Raw genomic sequence first — 1,889 nt, forward strand, 5'->3', positions numbered from 1 at the left:
CGGCCCGAGGGCACGGCCCCGGCGGCGGGTGACGTCCTGCCCGGCGAAGCGGATCGCGCCGGAATCGGGGTCGGCCAGCCGCGCCGCCAGCCGGCCGAGGGTCGACTTGCCCGAGCCGGACTCGCCGACCAGCCCCAGCACCTCGCCCGGCGCGATGGCGAGCGAGACGCCGTCGACCGCCTGCACCGCGTCGGGCGCACGGCCGAAGCGCTTCACCAGGGTGTCGAGGACGAGGAGAGGTTCGGTCATGGGGCGGTCCTCGCCGCTGCTCGCCGATCACCCCATTGAGTCCCCCCTCCCCTCGCGGGAGGGGGGCAGGGGGAGGGGGTTCGTGCCGCAGGAGCAGTCGGCAGGCTGGATAGATGCGAGGAGACTAGCGTCATGCTCCGCCCCGGTCCGGCTCCGACGGAGGAAACCCCCTCCCCCTACCCCCCTCCCGCAGGGGAGGGGGGACTCGGTTGGCTTGGGCTGAGGTGTTGGTTGCCCCCCACCCATCGTGGCGCGTCGTCGACCGACAGCGTCGCGGCCAGCAGCTCGCGGGTGTAGCCGTGCTGCGGCTCATCCAGCACCTGCCGCGCCACCCCCGTCTCCACCACCCGCCCCGCCTTCATCACCGCCACCCGATCGGCCAGCTCGGCGACGACACCGAGATCGTGGGTGACCAGCAGCAGCGCCATACCGCGGCGGTCGCGCAAGCGTCGGAACAGGTCGAGGATCTGGGCCTGGACGGTGACGTCGAGCGCCGTGGTCGGCTCGTCCGCGATCAGCAGCTCCGGCCCCGCCGCCAGCGCCATGGCGATCATCGCCCGCTGGCGCATGCCGCCCGACAGCTCGTGCGGCCAGGCGCCGGCCCGGGCGGCGGGATCGGCGATGCCGACCTCGGCCAGCAGCTCCACCGCCCGACCCCGCGCCGCCCGGCCCCGGCAGACGCCATGCGCCTCCAGCACCTCGCGGATCTGCTCGCCCACCGTCAGCACCGGGTTGAGGCTGGTCACCGGCTCCTGGAACACCATGCCGATGCGGCCGCCGCGCACCGGGCGCAGCGCCGGCTCCGTCAGGCCCAGCAGCTCCGCCCCCTGCAGGCGGATCGACCCGGCGATGCGGGCGTCCGGCGGCAGGAGGCCGAGCGGCGCCATGGCCACGGTCGACTTGCCGGAGCCGGACTCGCCGACCAGCGCCAGCGTCTCCCCGGCCGCGAGGTCGAGGTCGACCCCGTCCACCGCCCGCACCGCCGCCCCCTCCCCGAAGTAGTCGACGGTGAGCCCCCGGATCGCCAGCAGCCCCCCGCTCACCGGCGCCTCCGCCGCGGGTCGAGCGCAGCCGTGAGCGCCTCGCCGAGCAGGCTGACCGAGAGCACGGCGACGACGATGGCGAGGCCGGGGATGGCGGAGAGCCACCAGGCGCTGCGCAGCACGGCGCGGCCCTCCGCGATCATGCTGCCCCAGCTGACCCGGTTCGGGTCGCCGAGGCCGAGGAAGGACAGCGCCGACTCGATCAGGATGGCGCTGGCGGTGATCACGGTGGCCAGCACCAGCACCGGCGCCAGGGCGTTGGGCAGCAGCTTGGCGAAGGCGATCCGCGCCCAGCCCATGCCCATGCAGCGGTACGCGTCCACGAAGTCGCGCCGCGCCAGGGCCATCACCTCGGCCCGCACCACCCGGGCCGGGCTGGGCCAGGCGCCGAGGCCGATGGCGACGACGATGCTGCCGAGCGACGGCCCCAGCACCAGGATCAGCGCCAGGGCCAGGATGAAGCTGGGCACGGTCTGCACCGCCTCGGTCAGCCGCATCAGCGCCTCGTCCACCCAGCCGCCGAGGAAGCCGGCGGTGGTGCCGACCAGGAGGCCGAGTGCCGACCGCCAGCACCGCCGCCGCGGCGCCGACCAGCAG

General features: G+C 75.2%; 3 protein-coding genes. All 3 read right to left on the reverse strand.

Annotated features, from left to right (window positions below; genetic code table 11):
• The coding region (locus P409_RS33080) for an ATP-binding cassette domain-containing protein (protein WP_034848694.1) at positions 1 to 249 on the reverse strand (249 nt) is incomplete at its 3' end.
• 176 nt (positions 250 to 425) lie between these two features.
• The gene (locus tag P409_RS33085) at positions 426 to 1,292 is read right to left on the reverse strand and encodes an ABC transporter ATP-binding protein (RefSeq protein ID WP_052121673.1); all 867 of its coding nucleotides are present in this window, start codon (positions 1,290 to 1,292) and stop codon (positions 426 to 428) included.
• Positions 1,289 to 1,889, reverse strand: a 601-nt coding sequence (locus P409_RS33090) for an ABC transporter permease (RefSeq protein WP_202964888.1), incomplete at its 5' end; no start/stop codon positions are given. The genes P409_RS33090 and P409_RS33085, both read right to left, overlap by 4 nt.

It is taken from the genome of Inquilinus limosus MP06, from assembly GCF_000767795.1.
In the GTDB taxonomy this organism is placed as follows: Bacteria; Pseudomonadota; Alphaproteobacteria; order DSM-16000; family Inquilinaceae; genus Inquilinus; species Inquilinus limosus_E.